Annotated in this window: 33 protein-coding genes; 6 read left to right on the top strand and 27 right to left on the bottom strand. The window is 45.4% G+C overall.

Annotated features, from left to right (window positions below; all coding sequences use genetic code 11):
* Positions 1-161 precede the first annotated feature (161 nt).
* The 3 genes from DESHY_RS07350 to crcB (DESHY_RS07340) are packed head-to-tail and all read left to right on the top strand — an operon-like array spanning position 162 to position 1,368.
* Complete coding sequence (locus DESHY_RS07350; RefSeq protein ID WP_008411653.1) at positions 162-587, top strand: universal stress protein; 426 nt, start codon at positions 162-164, stop codon at positions 585-587.
* Positions 588-595: 8 nt separating this feature from the next.
* Positions 596-994 carry a fluoride efflux transporter CrcB gene (gene crcB / locus DESHY_RS07345; protein WP_008411652.1) on the top strand — a complete coding sequence of 133 codons (399 nt, stop codon included), beginning with the start codon at positions 596-598 and terminating at the stop codon, positions 992-994.
* 11 nt (positions 995-1,005) lie between these two features.
* Positions 1,006-1,368: a fluoride efflux transporter CrcB gene (gene crcB, locus DESHY_RS07340; RefSeq protein ID WP_008411651.1), complete on the top strand. Its 363-nt coding sequence runs from the start codon at positions 1,006-1,008 to the stop codon at positions 1,366-1,368.
* A 53-nt stretch (positions 1,369-1,421) separates the two neighbouring features.
* On the opposite strand, the gene DESHY_RS14025 is transcribed toward crcB (DESHY_RS07340), so the two are convergent.
* From DESHY_RS14025 to DESHY_RS07325, 4 genes are all read right to left on the bottom strand, one after another.
* On the bottom strand, positions 1,422-1,589 hold the full coding sequence (locus DESHY_RS14025; RefSeq protein WP_160162485.1) for a hypothetical protein: 168 nt from the start codon (positions 1,587-1,589) through the stop codon (positions 1,422-1,424).
* A gap of 18 nt (positions 1,590-1,607) precedes the next feature.
* A complete protein-coding gene (locus DESHY_RS07335) occupies positions 1,608-3,662 on the bottom strand; it encodes a sodium/solute symporter (protein ID WP_008411650.1) in 2,055 nt (684 codons plus the stop codon).
* The gene (locus DESHY_RS07330) at positions 3,662-4,021 is read right to left on the bottom strand and encodes a DUF485 domain-containing protein (protein WP_160162484.1); all 360 of its coding nucleotides are present in this window, start codon (positions 4,019-4,021) and stop codon (positions 3,662-3,664) included. The genes DESHY_RS07335 and DESHY_RS07330 overlap by 1 nt, the downstream gene beginning before the upstream one ends.
* Before the next feature lie 1,014 nt (positions 4,022-5,035).
* Complete coding sequence (locus DESHY_RS07325) at positions 5,036-5,248, bottom strand: hypothetical protein (RefSeq protein ID WP_008411647.1); 213 nt, start codon at positions 5,246-5,248, stop codon at positions 5,036-5,038.
* An 863-nt stretch (positions 5,249-6,111) separates the two neighbouring features.
* On the opposite strand from DESHY_RS07325, the gene DESHY_RS07320 reads away from it, so the two are divergent.
* Entirely contained in the window at positions 6,112-7,170 is a 1,059-nt protein-coding gene (locus DESHY_RS07320; protein ID WP_008411645.1) for a ComEC/Rec2 family competence protein, read from the top strand.
* A 75-nt stretch (positions 7,171-7,245) separates the two neighbouring features.
* Here DESHY_RS07320 and DESHY_RS07315 read toward each other — a convergent pair whose 3' ends face one another.
* From DESHY_RS07315 to DESHY_RS07265, 12 genes are all read right to left on the bottom strand, one after another.
* Positions 7,246-7,932: an N-acetylmuramoyl-L-alanine amidase family protein gene (locus DESHY_RS07315; protein WP_008411641.1), complete on the bottom strand. Its 687-nt coding sequence runs from the start codon at positions 7,930-7,932 to the stop codon at positions 7,246-7,248.
* Complete coding sequence (locus DESHY_RS14245) at positions 7,932-8,105, bottom strand: hypothetical protein (protein WP_008411639.1); 174 nt, start codon at positions 8,103-8,105, stop codon at positions 7,932-7,934. Before DESHY_RS14245 ends, DESHY_RS07315 begins: the two co-directional genes overlap by 1 nt.
* Entirely contained in the window at positions 8,102-8,317 is a 216-nt protein-coding gene (locus DESHY_RS07310; RefSeq protein WP_048817973.1) for a BhlA/UviB family holin-like peptide, read from the bottom strand. Before DESHY_RS07310 ends, DESHY_RS14245 begins: the two co-directional genes overlap by 4 nt.
* 102 nt (positions 8,318-8,419) lie before the next feature.
* On the bottom strand, positions 8,420-8,572 hold the full coding sequence (locus DESHY_RS14240) for a hypothetical protein (RefSeq protein WP_008411637.1): 153 nt from the start codon (positions 8,570-8,572) through the stop codon (positions 8,420-8,422).
* A 159-nt stretch (positions 8,573-8,731) separates the two neighbouring features.
* Entirely contained in the window at positions 8,732-9,019 is a 288-nt protein-coding gene (locus tag DESHY_RS07300) for a hypothetical protein (RefSeq protein ID WP_008411635.1), read from the bottom strand.
* 12 nt (positions 9,020-9,031) lie between these two features.
* The gene (locus DESHY_RS07295; protein ID WP_048817971.1) at positions 9,032-9,439 is read right to left on the bottom strand and encodes a hypothetical protein; all 408 of its coding nucleotides are present in this window, start codon (positions 9,437-9,439) and stop codon (positions 9,032-9,034) included.
* Positions 9,440-9,443: 4 nt separating this feature from the next.
* Positions 9,444-10,175, bottom strand: a complete 732-nt coding sequence (locus DESHY_RS07290) for a choice-of-anchor R domain-containing protein (RefSeq protein WP_048817970.1) — start codon at positions 10,173-10,175, stop codon at positions 9,444-9,446.
* A gap of 2 nt (positions 10,176-10,177) precedes the next feature.
* Complete coding sequence (locus DESHY_RS07285) at positions 10,178-10,498, bottom strand: hypothetical protein (RefSeq protein WP_008411631.1); 321 nt, start codon at positions 10,496-10,498, stop codon at positions 10,178-10,180.
* A 44-nt stretch (positions 10,499-10,542) separates the two neighbouring features.
* Positions 10,543-10,770: a hypothetical protein gene (locus tag DESHY_RS07280; RefSeq protein WP_008411629.1), complete on the bottom strand. Its 228-nt coding sequence runs from the start codon at positions 10,768-10,770 to the stop codon at positions 10,543-10,545.
* Between the two features lie 3 nt (positions 10,771-10,773).
* The gene (locus DESHY_RS07275; protein ID WP_048817969.1) at positions 10,774-10,980 is read right to left on the bottom strand and encodes a hypothetical protein; all 207 of its coding nucleotides are present in this window, start codon (positions 10,978-10,980) and stop codon (positions 10,774-10,776) included.
* A gap of 804 nt (positions 10,981-11,784) precedes the next feature.
* Positions 11,785-13,245, bottom strand: a complete 1,461-nt coding sequence (locus DESHY_RS07270; protein ID WP_008411628.1) for a hypothetical protein — start codon at positions 13,243-13,245, stop codon at positions 11,785-11,787.
* Positions 13,242-16,130: a hypothetical protein gene (locus DESHY_RS07265; RefSeq protein ID WP_008411625.1), complete on the bottom strand. Its 2,889-nt coding sequence runs from the start codon at positions 16,128-16,130 to the stop codon at positions 13,242-13,244. The genes DESHY_RS07270 and DESHY_RS07265 overlap by 4 nt, the downstream gene beginning before the upstream one ends.
* A 119-nt stretch (positions 16,131-16,249) precedes the next feature.
* Between DESHY_RS07265 and DESHY_RS13610 the strand changes: the two genes are divergently transcribed.
* Positions 16,250-16,660, top strand: a complete 411-nt coding sequence (locus DESHY_RS13610; RefSeq protein ID WP_082210475.1) for a DUF3862 domain-containing protein — start codon at positions 16,250-16,252, stop codon at positions 16,658-16,660.
* A 240-nt stretch (positions 16,661-16,900) separates the two neighbouring features.
* On the opposite strand, the gene DESHY_RS07250 is transcribed toward DESHY_RS13610, so the two are convergent.
* The 6 genes from DESHY_RS07250 to DESHY_RS07225 are packed head-to-tail and all read right to left on the bottom strand — an operon-like array spanning position 16,901 to position 19,096.
* Positions 16,901-17,227 carry a hypothetical protein gene (locus DESHY_RS07250; RefSeq protein ID WP_008411622.1) on the bottom strand — a complete coding sequence of 109 codons (327 nt, stop codon included), beginning with the start codon at positions 17,225-17,227 and terminating at the stop codon, positions 16,901-16,903.
* A gap of 3 nt (positions 17,228-17,230) precedes the next feature.
* A complete protein-coding gene (locus tag DESHY_RS07245; protein WP_008411621.1) occupies positions 17,231-17,809 on the bottom strand; it encodes a major tail protein in 579 nt (192 codons plus the stop codon).
* A 5-nt stretch (positions 17,810-17,814) separates the two neighbouring features.
* Positions 17,815-18,135 carry a hypothetical protein gene (locus DESHY_RS07240; RefSeq protein ID WP_008411620.1) on the bottom strand — a complete coding sequence of 107 codons (321 nt, stop codon included), beginning with the start codon at positions 18,133-18,135 and terminating at the stop codon, positions 17,815-17,817.
* On the bottom strand, positions 18,132-18,521 hold the full coding sequence (locus DESHY_RS07235; RefSeq protein ID WP_008411618.1) for an HK97 gp10 family phage protein: 390 nt from the start codon (positions 18,519-18,521) through the stop codon (positions 18,132-18,134). The genes DESHY_RS07240 and DESHY_RS07235 overlap by 4 nt, the downstream gene beginning before the upstream one ends.
* The gene (locus DESHY_RS07230; RefSeq protein WP_048817968.1) at positions 18,514-18,819 is read right to left on the bottom strand and encodes a phage head closure protein; all 306 of its coding nucleotides are present in this window, start codon (positions 18,817-18,819) and stop codon (positions 18,514-18,516) included. Before DESHY_RS07230 ends, DESHY_RS07235 begins: the two co-directional genes overlap by 8 nt.
* Positions 18,809-19,096: a hypothetical protein gene (locus DESHY_RS07225; RefSeq protein ID WP_008411616.1), complete on the bottom strand. Its 288-nt coding sequence runs from the start codon at positions 19,094-19,096 to the stop codon at positions 18,809-18,811. The genes DESHY_RS07230 and DESHY_RS07225 overlap by 11 nt, the downstream gene beginning before the upstream one ends.
* Before the next feature lie 299 nt (positions 19,097-19,395).
* On the opposite strand from DESHY_RS07225, the gene DESHY_RS07220 reads away from it, so the two are divergent.
* Entirely contained in the window at positions 19,396-20,634 is a 1,239-nt protein-coding gene (locus tag DESHY_RS07220; RefSeq protein WP_008411615.1) for an IS110 family RNA-guided transposase, read from the top strand.
* A gap of 106 nt (positions 20,635-20,740) precedes the next feature.
* Here the strand turns inward: DESHY_RS07220 and DESHY_RS07215 are convergent, their stop codons facing one another.
* Genes DESHY_RS07215 through DESHY_RS07195 form a run of 5 tightly spaced genes read right to left on the bottom strand, consistent with a single transcriptional unit; the run spans position 20,741 to position 25,900 of the window.
* Positions 20,741-22,021, bottom strand: a complete 1,281-nt coding sequence (locus tag DESHY_RS07215; RefSeq protein ID WP_008411614.1) for a phage major capsid protein — start codon at positions 22,019-22,021, stop codon at positions 20,741-20,743.
* Positions 21,996-22,595 (bottom strand): HK97 family phage prohead protease, encoded by a 600-nt coding sequence (locus tag DESHY_RS07210; RefSeq protein WP_008411613.1) that lies wholly within the window; start codon positions 22,593-22,595, stop codon positions 21,996-21,998. The genes DESHY_RS07215 and DESHY_RS07210 overlap by 26 nt, the downstream gene beginning before the upstream one ends.
* Complete coding sequence (locus DESHY_RS07205; RefSeq protein WP_008411612.1) at positions 22,592-23,833, bottom strand: phage portal protein; 1,242 nt, start codon at positions 23,831-23,833, stop codon at positions 22,592-22,594. Before DESHY_RS07205 ends, DESHY_RS07210 begins: the two co-directional genes overlap by 4 nt.
* Positions 23,830-25,560 (bottom strand): terminase large subunit, encoded by a 1,731-nt coding sequence (locus tag DESHY_RS07200; RefSeq protein WP_008411611.1) that lies wholly within the window; start codon positions 25,558-25,560, stop codon positions 23,830-23,832. Before DESHY_RS07200 ends, DESHY_RS07205 begins: the two co-directional genes overlap by 4 nt.
* A complete protein-coding gene (locus DESHY_RS07195; RefSeq protein WP_048817967.1) occupies positions 25,553-25,900 on the bottom strand; it encodes a P27 family phage terminase small subunit in 348 nt (115 codons plus the stop codon). Before DESHY_RS07195 ends, DESHY_RS07200 begins: the two co-directional genes overlap by 8 nt.
* Between the last annotated feature and the right edge of the window lie 52 nt (positions 25,901-25,952).

Genomic DNA, 25,952 nt, shown 5'->3' with positions numbered 1-25,952 from the left:
CAGCAAACCCGTATCACGTTGAGGAGATACGGGTTATTTTTTGAAGTTTATCAACCATGCCTTAAAAAATAAGCGGATAATTAAAGCAAAGACCGCCCCTGACTTGAATAACTTGCATGTGATATAATATAAATGTTAAGTTTATCCAGGGAGGGATACTCTTGAAAATATTACTGCCCACCGACGGCTCGCCTAACGCCCTGCGGGCTGTTCATTATGTCATTAAACTGGCCCGCCAGGGTCTGTCCATAGATTTAACTTTATTATCAGTTATTCCCTTAACTGAAGACGTAGCAGTTTTTCTCGGCATCAGTAAAGAAGAATATTTAAGGCTCAGTCAACTGCGTGTCAACCCTACCTTCGAACATTATCGAGAATTGTTCAGCAACATTAATAATATTCAAACGTCATATCTAATCTTGCAGGGAGATCCGGCAGAGGAAATTGTAAAACTGGCCGAAACAGACCGATATGATGCCATTGTTATAGGCAGCCGTGGTTTAAGCCCGGTAAAGGAATTATTCCTGGGCAGCGTAAGCCACAAGGTAGTACAAATGGCTAAATGCCCGGTAGTTATTGTAAAGTAGGTGATGGCATGCTTTATCTTTTTGTCGGAGCAGGCGGCATCGCCGGTGCTGTTTGCCGTTACTGCATAGGTACTTTGGTTAACGGTCTGGCTGCCACACCCTTTCCCTACGGAACCCTCAGCGTAAATTTAATAGGAAGTTTTCTGCTCAGCTTCATTGCCTACAGCAGCCTGCTCCGCTGGCAGTTGCGACGGGAATATCTGCTGGCCATTAATACGGGTATTATTGGGTCTTTTACCACTTTTTCCACTTTTTCGGTGGAAGTTTTGCATCTGCTGCTGCAAAAATACCTTCTGCTGGCCTTTGAGTATATATTTATAAGTTTAGCCGGCGGTCTTCTGTTATCCTGGTTGGGTATTCGCCTGGCCAGTCTTTTTTACCAAAAAGAAGAAACAGCTAAATATTAAGGAGAGTTATCATGAAGTTAGTTTTATTTGTGGCTGCCGGCGGTTTCGCCGGAGCCATCACCCGTTTTTTCGTTGTAAATTTAGTGCAGGCAAAGAACAAAACTCCTTTTCCTTTTGGCACCTTGGCGGTTAACCTGCTGGGTTCTTTTTTGCTTGGCATCCTGTTTGGACGGCATCGCCTGGCACCGGAAGTATTCTTTCTGCTCGGCACAGGCTTTATGGGTTCTTTTACTACTTTTTCAACCTTTGAACTGGAGTCGGTGGAGCTAATCCGCAAAGATAAAGTATGGCTATCCATCACCTATTTGCTTGTCAGCACTGTATTGGGTGTGGCACTTGCTCTGGCAGGTTACCGTCTGGCTCAGGTCTTTTAGGGCTTGCTTGGCCAGTGGCCTAACGGTGACATCAGTATTTTGCCTGCTGACTTTTACCAGCGGGGCCAAACAACAGCCATGACCGCCCCCAGACAGAGGGCCAGGCTAAGACCGGCCGCAGCAGAAAAGACAGTAATTTCAACAGCATACCAGATCGCCGCCAAAGCCGCCAGGTAACCTCCATATATTATCCTTCCCCGCCAGTTTCTCCTGTTAAACATCTTTATTCCCCCAACCGTTTAACGTACGCTTACAGATATTTGCCCGCTTCCCTCTTTAATATACTCGTCCCGCAACCCCAGTTCTTCAGGGGCATGCAAAACCAGCATTTTGCACCCGGCATCTTTAGGCACACTTCCGGGCGTCATAAAAGAAATTATAAAAATTAATGATAAAGACAAAGGTACGGCCCAAATGGCGGGCTGTTCCGCCAAAGAACGCAATACCGGGTGCTGGGCATAAAATGCAGCCAGCGCCGGTATTACTTTTTTGTCAGCCAACATGACCGATACAATGGCTGCCAGAGCGGTGATACCCCCGCCCAGCATACCTACGGCAGCCCCCGTTGCACTGGTGCCGCGCCACCAAACACTTACAATCAGCAGCGGAAAGTAGGATGCCGCAGCTATGGCAAAGGCCCAACCCACCATCATGTTAATATCAAAGTTCTCCACCAGGGTGCCCAAAGCCATGGCCGTTAAACCACCCATCACAGCAGCTATGCGAAAGGCTTTCAGGCGTTGATCCGGGGAAGCCTGGGGATTAAGCATGTTGCCGTAGATGTCATGAGCCAGCGCTCCGGTGATGGATACCAGCAAGCCCGAAAAGGTTGTCATAAAACCAGCAAATGCTCCGGCTGAAGTAATACCTGACAATAAATCTCCCAGGTATGGCAGTTTATCATTTAGCAAGCGCGGCAGCATTAAAACCACCGCATCGGTGCTGAAGGCACCACCGGTAACTGCATAAAGGTGAGGAACTAGATTACGCCCCAGCACCCCCCAAATGGGCGGGAAGAAATAAAAGCACCCCAGCAAAATAATGACCCAAAAGGCTGTACGTTTGGCTGCCCGCCCGTCCGGGTTAGTATAAAAGCGCACCAGTATGTGCGGGAGCCCCGCCGTACCGCAAATAATGGCTATAATAAGAGAATAAGTATATAACAGCGGGTGACCGTATTTGTTGGTAAAGGGGCCGAATGGTTCTAACCAGGCTTTGTCTGTCGGGGCATTGGGCACTATTTCTCCTTTGCCGTAAGCAATCTGGACATATTCTTGGCCGGTTGCCGGAAAAACCGTCAACTTTACCGGCACCCGGCGAGGTTTACCATCTGCACCTGTCAGATCAGTTTCCACCGGCCCGGACACAGTAAAACTGCTGCCGGCGGCAAAACAGTAAAGAGTTAGGCTTTGGCCCCCCACCTCTCTGGTTACTTTACGATCAGGCAGGCCTGTAATCAGGCCGGCAGCAGGCAAAGAACCACCTGCCGCTGCTCCCCTTCCGGCAGTGGCCACGGCAACCTCCGCCCCGTTGACAAAGGTGGCAGTAACACCGGCCGGAAAAATTATTTCATTGGCCGGTGCAGCCGGCTTATAGATTACTGTCGTGTCTTCCTTAAAGGTCGGTAACGCCCGGCCCGCATCAGCCCCATTGTCAATTTTTTGCATTTGCCCGGCATAGCCGCCTACCACGGAAAAAAGTATAAAAATCGGCAGAGAAATGGCAAACATTTTTACCCAGTACTGAAACGCCTGCACAAAGGTAATCCCTTTCATGCCCCCTAAAGCGACGTTAAAGGTAATTACGGTACCAACCAAAATAACTCCCACCCAGTATGGCGTGTGCAAAATGTTTACCAGTGCCACCCCGGCTCCTTTCATTTGCGGCATGGTGTAAAATAAGCCGATAACCAGCACAAAAGCCACTGCTATTTTTCGGAAAGCCGGACTGTCAAAACGTCCTTCGGCAAAATCGGGAATGGTGTAAGCCCCAAACCGCCGCAACGGGCCGGCAATAAACAACAACAAAAAAAGGTAGCCGGCAGCATAAAGGGCGGGGTACCACAGTACATCATAACCGTATTTCATCACCATGCCTGCTACCCCCATAAAGGAGGCAGCTGACAAATATTCCCCCGAAATAGCCGCCGAGTTCATAGATACGCCCACGGCACGGGAAGCCACATACAGGTCCGACGTGCTGCGTACCGAGCGCTGTACATAGAAACCCAGGCCAATGGTGCCGATAACCAATAAGGTTACGCATATTAACGGAATCCAGGCAATGCCGCTCATTATGTTGCACCCCCCCTTTGCTTAACCTCCTGAACAATTTGCTGCTCCATTTGCAATGATTTTTTTACATATATAAAAGCCACCACCCAGGTTATCGGGTAAAACAACACTCCCAGCAGCAGCCAGCTGACAGTAAATCCCATAATACGGTAATTGAGCAACTGCGGCAGGCAGTAATTCAGCAGCGGCAATCCTGTTAAAATCAATACAAAAACGCCGAACAAGGATATACTTAACCGCAGCTGCCGCGCCATAACAAACTTCAAGTAACCTTCTTGATGCATTTCTCTGACTGTTTTTCTTTCACCTTTCTCCCGGCTGACAACAGGTGCCCGGGGTATGGTCAGCGATTTTGACACTATGCTCACCCCTTTTATATTTTGTAAAGCCATTATAGCCTCAGTAAACTTAACTTTGCTATGATTAGCCCGCCAAATGCAGTTTTTTCAGCGCCAGCGCATAACATAAATTTTTGCCCTTGTGTATTAAATAATGTAGAAATAAAAAAATGCCCAAACGGCATTTATGCGGGCTTAGCTGTTTTTTTATTCTTTAATTTGCATGGCAATAACCGGCAACCATTAAACCTTTCTTATAAACATTTACCGATACGAAACTGACCGCCTGTTAGCTGCCATTGCTGCATAAGTCGTCAGTTAATTGCAGTACACCACTGTCAATATCTTAGGACCATCAGTCAAATGCAACTTGCTGGGCAACCAGTTATCCAACAACACTGCTGGCAGAGCAAGGGCCACGGGTCTTTGAGGAATGGGCGAAGGGATTCTATCGTCATTCCGTATATTCCAGCTGCTCCTTTGTTAGCCCCCACCCGGTATAGCGCATAGAACATATTGTCCCTTGCTACCACCCGTTCCATCTACCCGCTCCATTTACTCTCGACAGCCTTTGGTAGCAAGGACTTTATCTTGGTTTGCAGATTCATCCAACTGTCGCTAGCCTCACCTGGAGTTCGTGGTCCTCAGGCCAGAGGTTTGCCGCCGACTTCCTTCAGATTCTACCTCGCGATAGACACCCTTGTCTTAAGCTATGGCTACTGCTACCTTCACCATTCGGGACTTTCACCCTATAGATAACGCCCATGCCGGGCGCACAAACTAAAAGGCACCAGGTAAGTACCTGATGCCTTGATTTATGGTGCCCGGAGCCGGGGTCGAACCGGCACGGGTATCGCTACCCGCAGGATTTTAAGTCCTTGGTGGGTAAAATCCTGTATCCTAAAGGAAACTCAGCAAAACCGCAACCTTAGACATTCCAAGAAATTTTAAGTACGTTCTTTTCTAAGTCATTTCTTTTGTATCCAAAAGGTTATTTTTTTGATATGAAATGTCTGTCGGTGGTCAAAACGGTGGTCAATGGTGGTCAATAATATATAAATCCAATACACCTTTAGAGCGTAGTTTCTGTTCTATTTCTGCTAACTCTGCTCTTGCCTGTAACAGCTGTCTTAACATCGGCACATGACAGATATCAATACCAACGGTGTCAACAAAGTTGTTATAGCAGTCAACATAAGTGTCGTATATTTCAGCGTACTGTTTGGTTAACAGCTTTAAACCTTCCATTGCTAAACAAACACTCCTTCTATAAAAAACCGTTCTAGCTATTGAATTAATCCTTAAAATCATATAATATATATTTGGTTTATTGTGTAAACCTTTTTCTTTGAGCGCTTGAACCGTTGCCGCGGCTTAAGTGCTCTTTTTCGTTTCCTCCCTTCCTTAACTAATTATCGACAAATTACTACACAATAACATTGATAAGACAGTACAAGCTTACCATGTATTTTACACCCAAACATATGTACGGTGCAAGCCATTATTTACCTTTTCACACCACCAGGTTGGTGGTGTTTTTGTTTGTTAATAAGTTCTCCACAAGTCAGTAAACTCCTTCTTGTATTTTGCTAAATTTGCTTATTTTTATTGATTATACTTGTCATGCTTTATTTTTCTTTGTTTTGCTCTCCATTATTATTATTTTGTATTTTTAATAAAAAGGCAACACAACTCTGAACGCTGATTATTGCTGACTTTTCTGGGTTTTAAGGTTATTTTCATTGCTGCGCAATACAAATAAAATACCAGTAACTAACTTACTCCAAATGACCTGCAACCCTGATTACTACTGGGTTCGTAGTCATTTACAGGTATCTTGAATGCCTTGGTAAAATGCGCATAAATATTATTTTTTATTTTTGTACAATCGTTTTTTACTGTCGCTATCTTATCACCTGTCGGTGAAAATACGGTGAAAACCGAACAGCCAAAGGTGAAAGTTTGGTGAAAATTAAGAAGCACCCAAGTCGGGTGCTTTATTATTTTTTAAAAAGATTGTCGCATTAACACTAAAAACAAATTTAGGCAGGATTTTGCAAATTATCCATTGAATAGCCATAAACAAATTTTACAATACTGGAGGGGATAGTTTGAGGAATAAGTTGTTTATGGCTTTCTTGGTGGTGCTACTGATATTCGCATCACCGGCGTTAGCTGCGGATATACCCGCACAACAAGACATCAAAGTCCACTTCATCGATGTTGGTCAAGCAGACAGCATTTATATACAGCTCCCGGGCAATCAAGATATTTTAATTGATGGCGGCAATATGGCCGATGGACCATTGGTGGTCAACTACCTAAAGGCCCAGGGCGTAGATGATATTGAACTGTTGATTGCCACCCACCCTCACGAGGATCACATCGGTGGCCTACCGGTTGTATTTGATGCTTTTGTGGTGGAAAAAGTTATTGATAGCGGTTATTTTGCAACTAGCCAAATATCTAAACTATATCAAGATAAAGCTAAAGCTGAGCAGGCAGTTTACGAGGCAGATAATTACCAGACTTTGACCTTCGGTAACGCTACCCTGCAGATATTAACGGGGAATGAAGTTTGGAAGGATACCAATGACTATTCAGTGGTGTGCCGGCTGGATACCGGTGACATTGAGTTTCTATTCACTGGGGATGCTGAGGCTCCGGTGGAGATGTTTTTGAATGGCGAGCTTGACGCTGAAATACTCAAAGTTGGCCACCACGGTAGTAGTTCCTCCACCACTGCAGACTTCTTGGCCAAGGTCAAGCCCCAGATTGGTATTATCTCTGTAGGTGCTGGTAACACCTATGGGCATCCTAATATCGATACACTCCAAAGGCTACAAGCGGCAGGAGTTACGGCTTACCGCACTGATCAATCTGGCACTATTGTGGTAAAAACCGATGGCAAAACCTACTCCATGACCACTGAGCGGACCGGCATCACACCGGTACCTGTTGCACCTATCCCATCACCTGTTGTACAGCAAGCAGCCCCAGTACCAGCACAGAGCACAGGGAAATATGTAGGTAGTAGCACATCAAACAAATACCATTATCCTGATTGTCGCCATGCCAAAACAATTCAGGATGGAAACAAAGTATGGTTTAAAGATACCGCCGATGCTAAGGTTAAAGGTTATGTACCTTGCGGTGTTTGTAAACCTTAATTTATTAACTCCCCCGGAAAGGGGAGTTTTTATTTTTCCTAAAAACAAATAAAGCCGGAGCACTAAGCCCCGGCTTTATTTGTTTAGTATTCTGTTCAGCACTGTCGCAAACTCTCCCCAGGTTACAAGGGTTGTGTGTTCACGAGAGGTGTTAATTATCCCGGCATTAATTAACTTCTGCACCTCTGCTTGTGGATCCCAGGTAGGTTGCTTAAGCACCAAACTAAATGCCCTGACTAATCCAGCCACAATGGCCCCGGCAAGGCCGTCTAGGATATCATCCCGTCTAAGCAGAGCAGCATCCTTAGGATTATCAATAAAAAGGCACTCAACCAGCATGGCTGGCATCTTTGTATTTCGGAGCACCTGGAAATTAGCAAGCTTTGGTCCTCGGTCAAAGATATCCATGGCATCGAGGCATTTGCCTATCTCTGCATGGATCATAGTGCGTAGGCCCCTGGTGTGCTCACCAGCTCCCGTGTAAACAAACGACTCGAAACCTGTGCCACCCCCGGCGTTTACGTGGATACTCAGGAAGAAATCAGCGTTTAGCCGGTTGGCCATGACTACCCTCTCATGGAGGGATACATTCTGGTCACCGTCGCGGGTGAGCTTTACCTCTATATCCTCGTATTGAAGTAGCTTTGCTGCTACTCGTTTTGCTATGTCTAGGTTGATGTCTTTTTCTTGGAGGCCATTGCCTATGGCCCCTGGATCGCCGCCACCATGGCCGGGGTCGATGCAGACTATTTTCTTAGCCATTAGAATACCTTCTTTCCATCCACATAGCTTTCTCCGAGGATATAGCCAATGGCCACAGCAGCCACGGTCATAATGGCTTCTTCAGGCAGGTTAAGCCCCAATCCCTCATTACAAACTACCACCAAGGCAGTTACCACTGCCATCCAGAACTTGCGAGATTTGAATTTATTCATATTCCCACCTTACCTTTCAATTCTTTCACATCTTTCCCTACCTCAGCGAGCCCCTTTGACAAGTTTTCATACTGCTTCCCAAGTTCATTAAGACAAGTCAGAAGCCGTTCTTCCCGTTTCTCGTTGTTCCGTAGGACATAAAAAAGCAATGCCACAAACAGCATTGCGAAAATTCCTTGGGATGCAGCAAATTTCATGATTTCAGCTTCCATACCCCACCACCTCCCGGTAACTGTTGCCCCAGGCACCAAATAGGCACCCGGGGCATAAAAATAACGCCCTTCATAAGGCGTTTGTTGCTGCACATTTTAAGTCTATTGTGCACTTACCTGATATCCAATCTCGGCTAATACTTCTCCGACAACAGTTTTTAGGTTAGATAAGTCAGGGCACTGCTCGTAGGTATACACCCCGGCCAGAATAAGACTAACCCAAATTTTAACCAATGCACTATCCTTAGTAAACATATTCATCAGCCTCCAGATTAGTTTCTTAAACAAAATAATCACTCTCCCAGGAGTGATAAGACTACTTCGCGCAGGTTTGAAATAGCAGGTATTTGCTCCTTGGTGTATTTTCCGTCTCTGACCAACCCCACCCAAATCTGCACAAGTGCACTTTGTTCGTTAAACACCGGTTCCACCTCCAGTCATGGCGATAAGTATAGACAGCTCCGCAATGCCCTGCTCCAGAAGTTCCTGCTTTTGTTTGAGTCGCTCAAACTCCGTCAGCGGAGCTGTTGACTGAGGATCATATTTCTCCTCTGACCACTGGCCGTTTTCATACTTGCGCCAAAGCTTGTCCTCATCGTAGGTTTCTAGCTGGACTAAGTTATCAGCGGCAACCTCCCCGGCCAAGGTAGATACTGCTACACAGATACCATGCTCGTTAAGCTGTGCGTAGTGATAAGACATATGCACACCTCCTTAGTTGTATTCGATGACCTGCCAAGCTATGGTTAAATCCCTACCTGCATTAGATGCATATCTAGTAAATTTGATAGTAGTTGAGGATTCAATATTGCCGGTTATTAAATACGTCCTTGCGCCTTCTGAAGATTGAACGTTAGCACCAACGCTAAAAAGTAAAAATGATTTACCAGTATTTACAGCAGATATAGTGACTGTGGTTTCCGTACCGTTTGAGGCCATCGTGGCTATTCCTCTTTGTATGCTTTTGATAGCACTCGATGGCCTAGCGTTGAGTGTATCTACAATATTTTTGATATACGTTGATTTGGCGTGAAGGCTACCGCTTGCACTGGCACCATCAGTTCTTTGCCCTACCTGATAACCCAGCCAACCTAAAACAGTACCAATTACTCCACCTAGCACAGTTTTACACCCCCTTGGTCAGCAGGCCACTGCTGTAAGATATAGTAAGCACATCCCTAACGCCACCCGCTGGCCCATCGGATGGAGGTATATACTGATACAGCTTAGACGGTAGACCGCTGCTATACTCTATAGTCGTTATAGCATTAACACCCTCTATCACGTGCCTTGGTAACCCAGATGCACCGCTAAACACCCTAAAATGCAGGGCGTTGGTTGCTGTCCATGCTCCGCTATTGCCAGCCCGTCGGTATGCAGGGTAGTTGGTGTCCGTGGTCGTTTCCCCTACCCAGTCCAGGTGGTTGGTAGCATCTCCACCCTTTTTAACCACAATCCAATATTGTGCACCGGAAGTTAAGCCAGAAAGATTGATCGGTATGCTAATGTATGCCGCTGTGGTCGGGATAAACTCAGCGGGAATGACAATTTCCTTTAGTAGTGTTCCATCGGTACCAGCAGCGGGGTTCATCCCGGAACGAATTTGCACAACAAGATCACTGCCAGTGCCATCCTTGTCCAGGTGCAGCTCAACCCTGGCAACCTCGGTTGTACCGGTAGCGGTAAACCGGCAGCAGTAATTATAGTCAGCTAGAGTGTTTTCGAGCACTCCGCTACCAGTCTTCGCATCTCTTTGAGTGCCTTCATACAGCACGGAAAACGGTTGAAGGTTCAATAATGCGTTCATTGTTGCCTCATTCAGCGGCGTTACGCCGTTCTTAAATGCGTTTATAGGCACCACTACACCCCCTGTACCGTAATTTTGCATTCCACGTTTAGAACCTGGGTTTGTCCTTTGTTGAATAACTGGTCAACCTGACCAATTTTCACCCCGGTCCCGGCACCGCTGGCGGCATCAGAGAACAGTGCCAGGTAGGTGTGGTCACCGTTTCCCTCTGACAGTGACAGCGAAGTCCTAAACCTCACCACTGGGCCGCTGGTAATGACGGCACCCACTGCTTTTCTGAATTTCTCCCCGTTCCCGTCACCAATCGCTATAAAAGGAGATTGCAGCCCGGCTATCATGGCTGCAATCTTTTCAAGGCCCTCTTGCGTAATCAATTCTAACCACCTCCTAAGCTATCTAACTCTCGCATCTCCGTTAGTTATATAGTAGGTTCTTCTACAGCTTCAACAAAGGGCTTTAGGTTGCTGTCAAGTTCAGCCCCGTGGGTTAGTGTTGGTGGTTGCAGCTCTGCGTTGGGAACTGTGATAAACAGTTCACCAGAAGTATAGGACCCCTCAACCCCGCCAATAAGTTCTGGCTGCAGTTTTGTTGATACAGTACCGTCCTCGTTATGAGTTATTTTGACCGCTTTTAATTTTATTTGCATAACTTATACCTCCCCAGTTATCTTGATATAATCTGTGCCGTTGTGCATGACCATGGCTGTTTTACCGGCTGCTACAGTGGCCCCGGTGCCACCAGATTTTTTAACTGTTATAATCTGACCTGATTTATTATTTACTGCATAAAGCAGCCCTGGCCTATCAGGAGCAATAATGTTAGCAGCCCCACCAGCATTTGTAGCCATCAAAAGCATACATTTACTTTCATTGCTAGTTAATACCCAATCAGCTACAGCAGCTTGGTAATCATGTGTAGCGATACCGTATCTATTTCCTTGGCCTACTGGTACTGTTAATTCAACTGATGGTAATGTAGTCTCAGCAAGATCGCCAACAGGTTCTACATAAACTGTCCCACCCTCAAATATTTGTAGTGGTGGCTGTATCGGGATTGGGGTAACAACAGGTTCCGCTAACTGATAAGTTAGCGTTGTTCCGTTGAGATATGTTTTAATGGCATCTGCTGTTTTATCCCCTATAGACTTTGGTAACTTGATATAAATAGTGCCACTATTACGGTTTACCCAATAGCATAAATAGTCGGCTTCGTCCCAGCCAGTATAGTTAGTCGTTTTTACACCCGTATAATTAAATATAGTATAGTTTTCAATAATCTCTTTATCCGTAAATATTACTTTAGTACCATAGACCGTAGTTTGGTCGCCAATACTACCTATGTCATACCCGTTTAGTTCCCCTAGATTAACTTTATCAATCTTAAAAAGGCTGTTCTAGTGTCGTCACGCTTAATAACAAAGGTCACTCAATCACTTCCTTATGCTCTTCCATTACTAGTATCGGGGCTAAGAAGTGGATTATGGTCTCGATATTTACAGTTTCAGTGATTACACTGTTTTTACTTGTTTCTACCACTACCGAGTTCATTACAACCACCTCGTCTTAAAACTGTCGGTAGCAGGATCATAATACTGTGGTATTGGTTTACCATTCTTATCAGTCAAAAGCTGGATAGTATCATAAGACATATTCTTCACCTCTTATATGGTTTGCCATGGGCTCAAGAACACCGGCTGATCTCCTAGACCTAGACAGACAATTTCGCCGCAGATTGCATCAGCATCACCACAGTACCAGGGATCAATCCTTGGCGTTACTACAAACTCGATCAGGATATTAACCGGGATATCACCGGACACATACTTTGTTTGGTACTGCACATCAATAATCTTGCCCCGTTGCTGGCTACTGACCAAGCTCTGCAAAAAGTCTGCAATACCAAGGAGTTTACCACCGTACTCGATTTTGTACCTAAACCTTTTAGCGGTGCTATCCCACTGCATATTAACCCGCTGGATAAGATACTCGCCAACTATGCCCCTGTCTGGCAGGTTAATAGTTAGGATTTGCCCTGTTTTCCACCCCGGCACCTCACTGTTAAAGCTTCCCCTAATTTTAGGGTTAGCATGGTCTTTGAGTTCAGCCATACCCGCCGCCTCTGCTGCCTCAATGGTGATAAGTTTTTCATCGTATATTTTATACTCATAAATCCCATCACCACCCTGGACGGCAGCTAGTGCCTGCTGGCTGGGGATATCTTCAACCATCGTGATTACATCCATGGGTACCCTGCAGGTAAGGGATATTGTCGCCCCAGCTACAGGGGTAGGGGTCTGATTAGAGCACCTAATGTATTTATCCCGCTGGTTGTACATGTAGTCATAGTTTGCTTCATCATCTACGTACTCCAAGCCAGGTGTTACCGGAGGACTTTCGTTAATGCTTATTTTCGGTGAGTGAGGTTCAAAGGGCAGCACCCAAATTCTTTCCTTACCATCGGCCACCCACTCGAAGGTTTGAGGGTCGGAGAGGAACTTTCCACCTAAAACATAGACACGGTTCCGCAAGCCCTGGATGTCAACTTTGTGTTTCAGACCATGAAACAGCCCGCCTGGTGTGAGTTGCATCGGTGCAGGTTCAACGTAATTAGCAGGGCTGAAAAACTTGATATCTTTGTAGTAGTCAACATACCAATGCCAGCCGACGTACTCACAGATTTCCTTCATGCACTCGCTTGGAAGGTTGTAATCGAAACGAATCCACTCAATGACCGGGGCCCCGGGAATTACCCCGTTCACTGTGAAACCGGGACAATACTTGGCGGCAATATCTTTGATTATATCGTCGGCGGCCATGTTTTCGTAGGTTTCAACTACCAGTTTGCGGTCCATATAGGTTGTATAATCGTCACAATCAACTTTCCAAACGACAATACTTTTGTCTGTGAGGGTGCGGGATAATTCAACGTTGGTAATGACCCCGGCAAAAACACGAATACCATCCCATTCGATGATAACCTCCTCGCCTTCTACCGGCTGGTCGCCTTTTATGTTGAGGGTACAGGTGTCAACTTGATAAGCCAATACCTGATCAATTTTAAGGCTGTCCCACTCCAGGTCTTTGCTTCGTTCCTCACCTGCTATTAGGATGCTTAAGGTCATATCCTCACCCCTCGGCGGCGTAACTCGCGTTCAATCTCTTCCCAGCCGCTTGAGACGTAAAATGTAAAGCTGTTCCCACCATAATGGTAATTGGTATCGCCACCACCAGCCATGGCCATGGGTGACGTACTTGCTGCCATGCGGCTAACTGTGCTCTCCAATGCCGGTAGACTGTCGTTAATGCCTTCAATAAGGCTACCAACCAGCGATGGGCCCCACTCCATTATTTTCCTCAGTGGCCCACGCTTGGCTGGACTGTGCGGCATGTAGCTATCCACCATTTCAGCCATTCTTTCAAGAGTACGCTCTAAGCGGTCAAACTGGCCCTCTATGCCATCAATGAAGTTAGTCATCAGGCTAACGCCATAACGACTACCAGCTTCGGATATCTCCTTAAACCTATCTTCGATTCGCTTTAATTCTTCCTCGGCATTCTTTCGGATTTCAGCGTTTTTCTTTTCCCACTCAACTCGATATGCCTCTAATTGTTTTTGGGCATCTTGGCGAATCTCCGAAAGCTTTTGATACATTTCTTGGCGCTGCTGTTCTAGTTGAGTTATAGCCTCTTCTCTGGCCATTTCATTTTTCTCTCGCCAGAGGGTAACGTATTCCTGTAATTGCTCGTCAGTTAGGGTGTTAAGGGCTGCAATTTCTGGCCCTGCTTTAGGCCCCATTTGGCGTAGTTCTTCGATTAGGCCTTCATCAACGCCCTTGGCAGCTAAATCTGCAATGTTTTCCTGCCATTTTTCAAAAGCATCCACCTGGCCACGGAGGTTGTCCAGCAATTCCTTACCGGATACATCTCTGGTGGCAACAGCCTCAAACAGACCAACGAAGTTGCTGAGAGACTTTGTGCGGTTATTTAGCTCCTGTTCATACTGTTCAGTAAGCTTTTTTTCTTCTTCAATGACTCTTTGGTTGACTTCTCTGACCTTTTCTTGATACTCTTCGAGAGCGTCAGCTAGCTCTTCCCGGTATTTTCTTTCAACCTCGCTCACTTCCTGGGCTAAGTCCCTTAGTTCTTTGGCATGATCTTTGATCGCTTGGTTGGTTTCCCGTATCTCTTTTTCAAGTTCGGACTGGGCTCTCTTTTCTTGCTCCAATCTGAGTGCTAATTTTATGGTTTCTTCCGCATCCTCACCCTTAGCTTTTACTGATGCTAGATAGCCCTCGTTTACTGCTGCAACAATCTTTTGCTGCATGTCTAGTTGTTGATATAAGCCCTGTAGTTCGGTGACGAGGCTCCTTGTTTTGTCGCTTGACTGGGCAGTTGAATTACTTAGGGTATCATATTGAGCCTCGATAATTTGGAGCCTAACCCCTAAAATATCGGCAGTCTTTTCCCACGCTGCCCTAGTATCCTCTGCCGCTTTCGCTGCCGTGGCACCTGTGCTTTTTGCTACGTCGCTGACTTTCAACATGTATTTTGATATGTCCAGTTTAGGAGCTTGTATAGTGGGGGCTTTAAATGCACCCATTTCATTTTCTAGTTTTTTGAAGTCTGCTACGCTTTGTTTGGGGAAATTAAAGTCGGATAACTGAGCACCACCAATGGCTTTAAACCAGGATTGTTGCCGCATCCATGTGTCAAAACTCATTATTGCAGCGTCAATCTTTTCTTTATAAGAAACAAAAGCCACTCCCAAAGCGCCCAAAACACCTATGGTTATTGCTGCTGGTCCTCCTATGGTAGTAAGTCCAGCAGTAAGCACAGGCCAAATCTTAGTAATCTTTTCGATAATAGTCAAAACAGGGCCAGCAGCCACCGCAACACCTGTTAAGGCAAGAACGGCATTTTTACTTTCTGGTGTTAATTCATTATAAGCTTTTATTAGTTCAGTAGTTTTTTTTACTAATTCTGTCTTGATTGGCATTAAGGTATCACTTAACTCAGCAGTAGCTAATTGTAAATCATATGTCGCCTTGGCTCCATCGACTAGGGCCTTATTATTTTTCGTATAAGCGTCATAGGTTTCCTTCAATCCCAGCTTTGCCAGAGTATCAAGGATATACTGCTGTTGCTTGCCTTGCTTTATGGACTCCTGTAGGCCTTCGTTAAATTCATCAAGGCTTACGCTTGACCTATCCAGTAATTCAGCAAAAGGACCTATGGCTGCGCCAGTGGCCAGGGTTTCCTGCAAGCCATCAGCAATTCCTTCAAATTTGAGAGTATCTTTAAATTTGATTGCAGCACCAGCAACCATTTCCATTGCCTGCGTCATTTGGGTGCCATCAAAACCGGCAGCCAATAGGTTTGACAGACCTTCAACGTTTGAATCTAACTCACCGGTGATAGCATACATATCACGGTATGCCTGGTTAACAACCTCGATGTTAGCCCCGGCCATTTGTGCGTTAGTTTCAAGTTTTGCCAGTTCTGTTCGTAATTCTTGGGTTGCTTCTGTCGCTAATGTTGCAAATCCAACAAGGGGAGCGGTGACACCTAGGGTTAACTTATTACCAATGTTGCCAGCTTTTTCTCCAATATCTTGAATTGTTTTGCCGAGGTCTTTGGACTTCTTTTCTGCATCAGCAATTCGATTCTCAAACCTTTTTAATTCTTGCTCGGCCTTAACTACTTCCCGCTGGAATGCACGATACTGGCCTTCTGATATGTCCCCTTTGGCAAATTGCTTATTTATTTGCTCTTGAACAGAGCGTAAGCGATCAAGCTTTTCTTTGCTATTCTCAACTGCATCAGCCAAAAGCTTCTGTTTTTGAGAAAGCAGTTCTGTATTAGATGGATCAAGTTTTAGTAACTTCTCGACCTGCTTAAGTTCGCTCTGAATATTACGGGCATTTTTATTTACATCACCAAGTGCTTTGTTTAAACCTACGGTATCGCTTCCTATGACAACATTTAAACCCTTAATGGTCTCAGCCAAACCTATCACCACCTTGCTACATCAAGTTTTTAAAAAATATTGTCGAAACAACTCTAATTAGTTGACTTTATCTAATTATGATAGAAAATAAAGTTAAAAATATTTAAGGAGGATACTATATGTTTGAATTGATAACTGTTGTTGCGTTTTTTGTATGTTTAATTGGGGCTGCTTGCAAGATATTTGCAAAGCAGAAAGCTGGTAAATGGGCCATTGCTACAATATTGCTATTAGTAATCATGATAGTTAACCCAGGTAACGATACAGTTACTTCTAGTAATACACCCTCTGCAAACAAACCAACCATATCTAAGGAAGAATTTGACCAATTAAAAAGCGGAATGTCGTATGAAGAAGCAACAGCAATTATAGGTGGTCCTGGTGTAGTTATATCAGAGAGCGGAAACCCTGGCGACCAACTACACACGGTTATGTATCAGTATGAAGGCGAAGGTGATTTAGGGGCTAATGCAAATCTATTGTTCCAAGGAAACAAACTGCAAAATAAGGCTCAATTTGGGCTAAAGTAACTACAAAGCACCTGGTTGGGTGCTTTGTAGCCTTTGTAGCTTTAGGAGATTTATGCAAAAAACTTGTCTATATCTTCCTGTGTAGCCATCCTTGGTTCGTCATCTTTTTTTCTGGTGTATGCGTCAACAAAGTCTAACAAGTCCTGACACCTTAATTCATTAATTTCAGTAAAAGTTAACCCTAACCGCTTACCAATAACTAATAACTCAATATCTAACCACTTTATTTTTTGTTGTTCGTTACTCTTGCGAAGATTTTGTACCAAGAAACCCACGGGCAGCTTCCTCTAGAGCTGCCGTTACAAAGGTAGTGTCAAAGAGGTTTATTTCGTCAAAAGAAGATAACCATGTTTCAAAGCTAGGAAACTGCTTTCCAGGTCCATTTTCGGCTTTTGCCATAGCCCAAATTATTTGCAAACATAAAACATGGTCAAATCCAGAAATTCCGGTTTTGATTTTAGCCATGTCCGAAAGTAATGCTGTTCCAAACTCCTGCCGATAATACAAGAGAGCCAGGGGCGTAGCCCTGACTCTCACAACTTGACCACCAATGTTAAGCTCTCTCATTTCTTACGCCCCCGCTCCCGGTAAAGTTACTGCGTTAAAGAACGCATTGTAGGCTGTAGCGTTGGTATCGTTTAATTCCATAACGCTTTTCACAATCCGTTTACCGTTGTACTCAATAGGCAGAATGGTCAAGGACAGCACATCAGTTTTAGGCTCAATGGTTTCGCCTTTAGTGGTGTGCTCCTTAGCAGGGCGGCTTGCCTTGCAGCGATAGTACACAAATCGCCGATTCTTTTGGTCGCCTAGTACCTGCCCCATCAAGGCAAATTCCTTAGGCTGCCCGTCAGCAATCTCAACTAGCATGCCGTTGGCATCAATTTCCCAGCCAAGCATTTCAGCGAGGATATCATCAGGCACCAAGGCCATCTCCAGTTCAGCGGTATAGCCATTATTGCTTGTGGCAACAAAGTAAGGTCCATTGTCTGCGTAAAAGGTTGACTCCTGCCCTTGTGCGGTCGGGGTGAACCTAACAGCTCCAGGGATCTCTACGGGAGTCTCCCAGGCCGGTTGGGTTTGGGATTCCGTATCGGCAAAAGCAATATGGACTTTCTCAAGGCCATAAGTGACTTTATTTTTAGGCATATGGTTTACCCTCCAATCAGTTGAATTTCATAGATTACCTGCCGTAGGCCCTCGGACTCAATATAAGCCTCGACCTTGCTATATGGCAGGCGAAGTGATTTAAGTAAATCCTGCACCTTCTTTTCGGTGGCAGGGTCTTTTTTTGTGGTGTAGAGCTCAATCTGGTAGTTTGCAACATCTAGGTAGTTGTGGTTATCGGCCATCATGTCGTTGCTGTAGGCGTGGTGGTAGGTGATGAACGGAGGAACTTGGGGGTTGGTAAACTCTCCATAGGCCACTGGTAGATCTAAAGTTTTGAGGGCTGCATATAGCTCAGCTTGGGTCATCTGCCACCACTCCTTATAATCTGCTTGATATTCTCAAGCATCTCTTTGGTGTATTTATCATGGGCCGGCCTCAGATGAGGATAGGCCTGTACCCTGCCACCATCTACCTTGGCATGACCAAATTCCAAAAGGTGCACCCGGCGGTAGTGTTTCTTATTCCAAACAACGTAACGCTGTTTACCAGGGAGTGACTTATTAGTTTTGACAAACGTCCGGGCATATTCGCCGGTACGCTTCGGGGCTAACCGCTTAACCTCTTTGAGCACCTTATCGGCGGTTGATTTTACTTCTGCCTCAATACCCACTTTTACGTCCCCGGTATAATCACGCACCGCCCGTGTGATGGCACTGGCTAGTTGGTCAATACTGACATCGTTCCTAGCCATCGGCAGCCACCCTTTCGCAGGTCAGTTCCAGTTCCTCAAAACTGGTGGCATAGGTACGAATTACCCTATACCTAACCCCTTCAAATTCCACAATTTGCTGACCATTGTACTCATAGCCATGGATTATAAAGACTATGGACGGTTTTATCCCAGTCGTGGCAGCACTGTAAAATTCATTTCTTGCCACAGACTTAATGCCGCAAAGGACAGTGATTTCAGTTTCCACTGGTATCTGGTTGCCAATCTCATCACTAACAAACGTTTGCTTAACCAGGGTTAACTCGTGGTCATAGGTCACTGGTAGCACCTCCACCGGCAGATATAATCAGATTGCGCAACCGGTACTGCAGGTGTCTGGGCATAGCCCCATCACTGTCCCTAGACTGATACCGCCAGGTAGCATAATCCACGACAAACATCAGATGGTGGGCATTGTTAGCATTTAGCACAATGCCCTTTTCCTTTTCCAGCTCGTCAATCACGCCGGAAATAATGGCGGCCAGGTATTCATCCCTGACCGCCGTTGTAATTCCTAATCGTGCTTTGACTAGAGCGAGGATTTGTACCTCGTTCATTTTTATAACCATTCCTTTCGCAAGCTCAAGGCACAAAACGGAATGAAACATTGCCTATGAGCTTGTTTTGTTTTAAAACTATCTTATTGAGATAACAGGCAACTACAAATCACGTGGAGGTGAGTGCGCTGTTCCTTTGGGAGCAGACCGTATTTTTATATGTGTAGACTGTCCTTTCAAGCACAAATAAGTGTGCCTTCAGAGTACGAAGACTTATCTTTGTATAAACAACTCGTTTATAGCTGGACAGTCAGTCAATGCCTGCTTTTCTCAATAATTTTTTGCGAAGGGAGACTTTAATGTTAAAAATCGTTTACCCCATCTGTTGTGGAATTGATGTCCACAAAAAGTTTCTTGTTGCTTGTATTGCCTTTACCAATGACAAAGGTGTTACCACTTACAAGTCCAGACGCTTTTCTACCTTCACAAACGATTTGCGAAAGCTGTCGGAGTGGCTTTCCTCCAATTCCTGCACACATGTTTGCATGGAATCCACCGGCAAGTATTGGGTACCTGTGTACAATATTTTGGAAGCCACCTGTAAAATTACACTGGCTCATCCAAAGTATGTCAAAGCGATTCGCGGTAAGAAAACCGATAAAAAGGATGCCAAGTGGATTGCCGACCTGTTTAAGCACGACCTTGTTGCCGGAAGCTTTATGCCACCCCTTCCAATTCGTCAATTGCGTGACTTGATGCGTTATCGTTTTAAGCTCACAAACTTTAGTTCCAGCGAGAAGAACCGGATTCAAAATTGTCTTACTGTATCAAATATCCAGCTCGCCAACGTGGTATCTGATACTTTCGGTAAGAGTTCAATGAGAATCATTGACTACTTGCTTGAAAATCCCGATGATAAGGATTTCGATTTTGTTCCTCTTCTTCACTCATCCATGCTGCATAAAGTGGACGATATCCGTCTTGCCCTGGACGGAATGATTACACCGGAACAGCGGCAAAAAATGAATATTATTCTTCAGCATTATGGCGAATTAGGAAAGTGCAAGTCCAACCTTGAATCCTTAATTCTATCGCTCTCAGAGCCTTATGCCAAGGAACGTACTTTAGTGTCCACTGTACCAGGTATCAAAAATCCCTTTTCTGCAATCGCTATAATTTCAGAAATCGGTGCTGATATGTCTGTGTTCCCTACAGCCAAACACTTGTGTTCCTGGGCAGGAGTGACTCCTCAAAACAACGAGAGTGCGGGCAAAAAACATTCTGTTCGCATATCCCGTGCCGGTGTTTATATCAAGCCACTTTTAGTACAGTGCGCCAACGCTGTTGTTAAAAGTGATAAACACCCTGAAATCAAGGGCCGCTATTTATCCATCAAAAAGCGGCGTGGCCATAAGCGTGCTATTATAGCTATTGCACGAATGTTGCTTACTGCCATTTATCACATCCTTAAAAAAGGTGAACCTTACAACCCAGAACTTTATAAGAAAGCGCAACCTTTTCCTGCATCTCGTGAAATCACAGTAGAACAGGCTATTCTTATAGCTCGGAGGCACGGGTACTCTGTAGTTAAGGATTGATGGAAATACACAAGTTATCACTTTTCACTTTTTAAAGATCATCCCATGGATGGTCTGTTTGCTATGCTCTTTTTTAGTTTGTGCCCCCGTGGAGCTGGTTTCAGACTTATTCACCTGCCGGATCGGTAATAGTGACAAGGGCAAACGCTGCTGGCCGGACCGGTTTGCCATCGAAGCGGCCTTTGCCACGGAAAGCCATTTGATCTTCAACAAACTTCACATGCTCGGACCGGTCTATACTGATGTCCTCGCGAATAACCATAGTATATTGGTCAAGCACTCCGAATAGGACTTTATCAACGTCCATGTTCTGGTTAAAAACAACCGGCAGGCCGCACAAATCAGGCTGGGTCAGGTTGGGCAGCTTGCCAACGACATTGCCCTCGCTATTTACATTGATGGTGTACTCCAACAGGCGGTTATAATATGTCTGCCGCTTCATTACTGCGACAATTTCACCCACACTGTCATCGCCAGTGTCAATTAGACCTACATTTTTCAATAGATTAACGAGTAGCTTTTCGTCAGCCTCTACGGTTTTTTGATTGCCTGCAGGAATCTTTGGTATGATACCCTCCGGTTGCTTTTGGCTTGCTCCTTCTCCTTTTAAGATTGCAAGATCCAGCGCCTTTGCAATAGCGCGGGCTATCTTTCTGACAACGTAATCATCAATGTTGATAATGGAATCTTGAAGCAGGTAGTTGTCAACGAAAGTGACCTTGCCAACCTTGAAGCCGTCAAAATCAACTTTGGTGATTGTTCCAACATCACCAGTCGGGATAGAACTAGCCATCTCGATCCAAGAGGCTGCTGATGTATCAGTATCTATCAAAATTCGGGCAGTACCGCTAACGCGGATTTTTTCTACGCGAGGATATAAGGTAGTGTAGTCACCAACGATATCCAGGATACGGTTGATAATGACATTAGGAATGGTCAGTTCACCACCGGAGACAGCACGAAGGTTCTTGAATTTTTCATAGAATTCACGAACCTCAGGAAGGTTATAGTATTCACCAGTTTCCAGCATCCTGCGGACTTGTGAAATATGATATTCTTTTGCCATTTGGACTTCACCTCGTTTTTGTTGGTTTACCGACCGTTGCTCACCAGTCGGCGATTTAGCGTTAAGCTGCTCCAATTCGCTTTCGAGTTCAGCAATCTCGCCCTGGAGCTTGGACTTTTTCTGTTCAAGTTCATCCTTTTGGGCTTCGAGCTTGGTGACTTCTTCCTCAACGACAGCAATTTCTTCATCGGTTTTTGCCTCGTTAGCAGCCGCTTCAAACTCGGTGCTGCGCTTCTGAATTTCTTCTTCCTGGATCATAAGCTCAGCCAGTGCATTTTTGCGCTGCTCGATTTTTTTACTGATTACCAGCTGTCTCAGCAATTTTTTTCACCCTTTCAATTAATTTTTGGCGTTTAGCCTGCAGCAGGCGTTCCCGGTGTTCCTCAACCTGCTTTTGTCTGGCAGCAACGCAGGTATCTTCATAAGCTGGGAAGGTGACGACGCTGACCTCGTGTAAGTCAAATTCTCTGATGGTCCATTTAACTGAACCATCCTCACGCCACTCGGTATCTTCCCGCACAATATTAAATCCGAACGAACACTGGTCAACGTCGCCACGTTTTACCCTTTCGTAAAGGTTCATGGCATCAGTGTCATTCGGATTAATTTTGATTCGTCCCCAAAGGCCGCGTGAATCTGTGTGAAGTTCTAATGTGCCGGACTTATTCCTACCAAGCACTAGCCGGGGCTCATGATTAATCAACGCACGGATATCGTTGTTGAGCGTGTTATCAAACGCACCCGGTGCAATTTCTTCAAATGCGCCCTTCCATAGTTCTGTTTCCCGGTTAAATACCGCAAAATAACCCTCAATAATCAGGTCTCCGTTGTCTCCTTCGGCTCTGGTTTTAAGTTCAGTTTTCATGCACCGAGTTTGTCTTGTGTCTCTGCTCAATTCCCCTCACCCCCTTCAAGAGCCTTTTTAATATCCTTTAGTTTGTTTTGCTCACCCAACAAATCAGCTGGGATATAGTTTTCCAGGACAATTAATTCATTCATTTCCGGGTCTGGACTCATGCCAATCCAGTCGCGAAGTTCATTCCGGCGAAGTGTGTTCCGATCCACGAGAGCCGTGCCAGCAGTAACCAAATCAACCAAACTATAGGCATAGAGAGAACGGGAATTAAACCTAAAGAACATGTCCGGTGCATAGAGCAATTTCCGCGTCAGTTCCTGCTCAATACCTTTAGCAAGCGGTAGGATGCGTGTCTGGATAAATGCGTTATATTCGTCCTTCTTAAAATCACCAACACCAACAAAAAAAGCCGGAACACCGAGCATGGCTGCAACCGACCTTTTATCAATTTGGACTGATTCATGAATTGCAATATCCTGTAAACTAAGGGGTTTAACCGTCTCCACTCGGATGATTCCCTCTGGTAGAATCCATGGTTTGCCGCTCTTTCCATCGCCAATATACCGCTGGATTAACTTCTCCCTTTCTTCATCATTTGAAAGCTGAGATGTGTCAGCATCAACCATGACAATGATACCCGGGCGCCACTTGTCTCCCATAAATGCTTTTTTGGTAGCTGCAGCTTGTTTGAGATTCCCAACAATATCCTTGAGGATAAAGCGATATCCACGTCCTTTCCACGGTTCATCAGGATCTGGGTTAATTCTAAAATGTAACACTTCATCATGGTTAAAATCGCGTCCTCGAATAGATATCTGGTACCCAATTGCCGCTCCGATGCCGTTTTGTTTCGGTGATGGGAAAGATACTGCGCTCGGTGGAATTGGAATTAATTCATCAATGAGCCCATCCGAAGTTGTCGGAAACACTATGCAGTTGCCATCACCTTCAAGAAGCATTGTATGGACAATAAAATACATCCAGTCTTTGCGAGTCATTAGACTGTACGGGCTAATATCTATTTTCTTTGCCAGTTCGTTCCGTACTCGGATATCCCCGTTATCCGTATTTCTCATAAGATGAATGGTCATGCTGCTAATAAGGTCAGAAATGCGGTCGATAGCCATACGGACCTCGGGATTTTCAGACAATCTGACGTAACTGGAAGGAAGGGATAAATCTTCACCCTTAAGCCAATATCCTAACAGAGTGTTTTCTCCACCAGAAACACTTCGCTTCTCAGTCGGTTGCCTTGCTCTCTTTTGTTTTTTACTCAAGCACTATCACCGCCCTTTAGCCATTCGCTTTGTGCCTTCGCTTGGTCTGTGTCCTCTAGATATCGGACACAAGCAAAAACAGACGCATCAAATATGTCAATGCGTCGGTTCTCATCGATTTTTTCATACTGAATCAGGCCGTCTGTTTTCTCAATCCCATGGACGTTCTGAACACAATATTCAAATGCATCTGAGTGTAAATAATAGAGTTTCCCAAGTTTTGCTTTTTGCTCAATCCGACGGAATCCCTGTGACTTGCGCCAGAAATATTGTGGCTCATCTATCAGCTTGAAACCGGCTTTTTTGGCACCCCGGAAAAAGTCATGACTGAATTTCCGGTCAAAGCCAATCTGTTTGATTCGGAAGCCCATGCGCTTCATGCGCTTGAACCACTCGACCACTTCAGCAATGTTAGTCACCGCCGAATTTGTCATGGTCAGCCAGCCATCATCCATCCAGCCAAACAGTGGAATGCCGTCCTCTTCGGCTTTGGCAGTTGCAGCTACAACCGGGAACCAGGCGTGAGAGATAATAATACCAACATCCTGATATTCGCCATACAGAGCAGCAGCAGTCAGGTCGTGCAATTTAGCTAAGTCAGCACCACCATACCAGTTAATCGGCAGTTTTGCCAGTTCTTCCAGGGTCCAGTTATATTTACGGTCAGACAATCTGAACTCATGGATGTCAAAATATGCATTCATAGCGGAAGTGTAGACATTGAGTGACTTCGCTAGAAAGTCCTTTCGCTGTTGAGGATCGTTCTGCGCCTGCAGTGCATCATTTAGAATGTCCTCCGGCCGGATGGTCACCCCATAGTTTGGGTTAGCCTTTTCATGCTGGACCGGATTCGTATAGTCGACATTTCCTTTTTCGTCCTCGTCAGCTTTGGATATGAACACAAAATACGTTTCATCCCGAGCCGTGCCATCCAGAACTTTTTTGCAATACTGCAAACGCTGGTAACAAAAGCTGGTCATATCATCGCCGGCCGTGGTAATGCCAATCATCAATTTATTGGTATAGGCCTTCATGGCCTCTTTGATGATGTTGTACTGCTTCGGTCTGGTGTAGGCATGCAGCTCGTCGGCTATGGCGATATTGCAATTTAGCGAATCTTGACGGTCAGGATTGGCGGCCAGGGCCTCGATGTAAATTGAACCGTCACCCAGGTCGCCACTAATAGAATGTTCCTGGTTGTTATTCAAGATGCGGAAATTATCTTCCTCGCCCATGCGTTTGAGGTTAAAAAGAATGAACTCGAACGCCTGCTTTGATTGCTTGAGAGCGTGTGCCGTGATGTAGATTGTCGCGCCGGACTTCCGGCTGAGAAGTGCCAGAGCCCAAGCCAATGCAGCTACAAATCTGGTCTTGCCATTCTTCCGGGGAATAAAAATAAACGCCTCTTTATAGCGGCGCTCATTAGTACCAGCTTTCCAAAAGCCAAGCAGGTTATAGATTATAAACTTTTGCCAAGGTTCCAGCAGGAACGGTTTCCCTCGGAGTGGTGTGCCATCGAGCGCTTCGCCTTTGTCGTGAACAAAGGTACGCTCAATGATTTGGATTACGAACTCTGGATCTTTGGTACGAAATTCATATTCCGGATTTTCCAGGTCGTCCAAAAAGCGCTGACAGGCCTGGATTATTTCTTGGCCTGCAACCTTTTTACCCTCGACTATGCTCCTGGCGTACTCCAAAACAATGTCAAGGTTTTTAGCATCACTCAAGTTGCCTCAGCGCTGCGGCCAGCACAGATTGTTTTTTAGTCTCGACGGTGATGCCGTCGATGGTTTTCGGATTCAGACACAACCGGTCTGTGTACGCCAGTATGTCTTTGCGGAGGGATTCGAGCGTGGCGACAATTGGTGCTTTCTTCGATCCACCGTCCGCTGTTGAAACCTCGAACGGGTACCCCCCAGCTGCGAACCGGCCGGACAACACGGCGTACTGTTCCCTTAGTTCAGCATAAATCTCAATCAGTGGGTCGAATTCTTTCTTGTAAGTCCCGAGCTCTTTCATTGCTCTAATGGTTGCTCGCTTAATTGCTGACTTGGTATTTTTTGCCATACCCTCACCTCCCGGAAAAAAGTTTTTGAGACTCGCTCTATTGGAAAAGGTT

The organism is Desulforamulus hydrothermalis Lam5 = DSM 18033 (assembly GCF_000315365.1).
In the GTDB taxonomy this organism is placed as follows: domain Bacteria; phylum Bacillota; class Desulfotomaculia; order Desulfotomaculales; family Desulfotomaculaceae; genus Desulfotomaculum; species Desulfotomaculum hydrothermale.
Note: the sequence above shows the minus strand (reverse complement) of the source record. Positions and strands in the feature narration are given on the sequence as shown.